Below are 928 nucleotides of genomic sequence, written 5' to 3' on the forward strand. Positions count from 1 at the left end.
GCATGGTGCGTAGCGGCTCGGCGTGCACGGTGAGGGGCACCCCGAGGGGCAGGTCGGTGAGCAGGGGCTGCACGGGTCGTCCACGGTCGACGTGGACGCCGATGCTGACGACCTCCGTGCGTGCGGCGTCGACGGGGACGAAGAGCTCCGCGTCGACGCCGGTGCGCAGCACCACGTCGGCGCGCGGTGTACGGCGACGTAGCGTGGCCAGGGCGGTCTCGGAGCCCGCCAGCACCCGGTCGAAGGCGACGAGGTGGTCCAGGACGGCCCACTCGTCGGTGCTGTCGTGGGCCCAGGCGACCTTCCAGGCGTCGGCGGGGGCCAGCGAGGGGTCGACCTCGGGCGTGGCGGCGATCCACACGTCGGTCGAGCCGCCGAGGTGCCAGCGGTGCTGGGGCACGAGGCGTACGCCGTGCCCGCGATCGGCCAGGGCCAGGCCCAGGCCCGCGGCGGCCACCAGGTCGGGACCGGGGTTGCGAAGGTCGACCGAGCGCACCAGGAACGTGTAGCGGTCCCCGTCACCCGACGCGAGCTCGCCGTCGACGAGCTGGCGGTAGCCGGCCCGGCGGCGGTCCAAGGCGCTCTGCTCGTCGGAGTCGGCGGTCGTCACGAGGACCGCCTGCGGCGTGCGCGCTCCACCAACGAGGCGACCGCCCGGACGGCACGAGAGTCGTGGGTGAGGAAGAGCTCGTCGGAGAGCTCGGCGGCCCGGGCCTCGGCGAGGTCGCGCTCACGGGCCACCTGGGCGACGCGGGCCCGGAGCAGGACGTTCTTGTGGCGCAGCCGCTGGAGCCGGTCCTGGAGCTCGGCGACCTGGCGGTCCATGGCGAGCAGCTCGTCCTTGCCCAGCTGCATCTCCCGGGCGATGGTGGCGCGCTCGCGCCCCAGCAGCTCTCGGGTGCGCTCGAGCTCGTGGGCGAGACGTCGG

2 protein-coding genes are annotated in these 928 nt (G+C 74.8%); both read right to left on the reverse strand.

The window, feature by feature from the left end:
* A partial coding sequence (locus AC1DQF_RS21635) for a hypothetical protein (protein ID WP_477527280.1) occupies positions 1–610 on the reverse strand: 610 nt, incomplete at its 3' end.
* Positions 607–928: hypothetical protein (locus tag AC1DQF_RS21640; protein WP_477527281.1), on the reverse strand; the 322-nt coding region annotated here is incomplete at its 5' end. The genes AC1DQF_RS21635 and AC1DQF_RS21640, both read right to left, overlap by 4 nt.

It is taken from the genome of Nocardioides sp. P4_G4, from assembly GCF_056401085.1.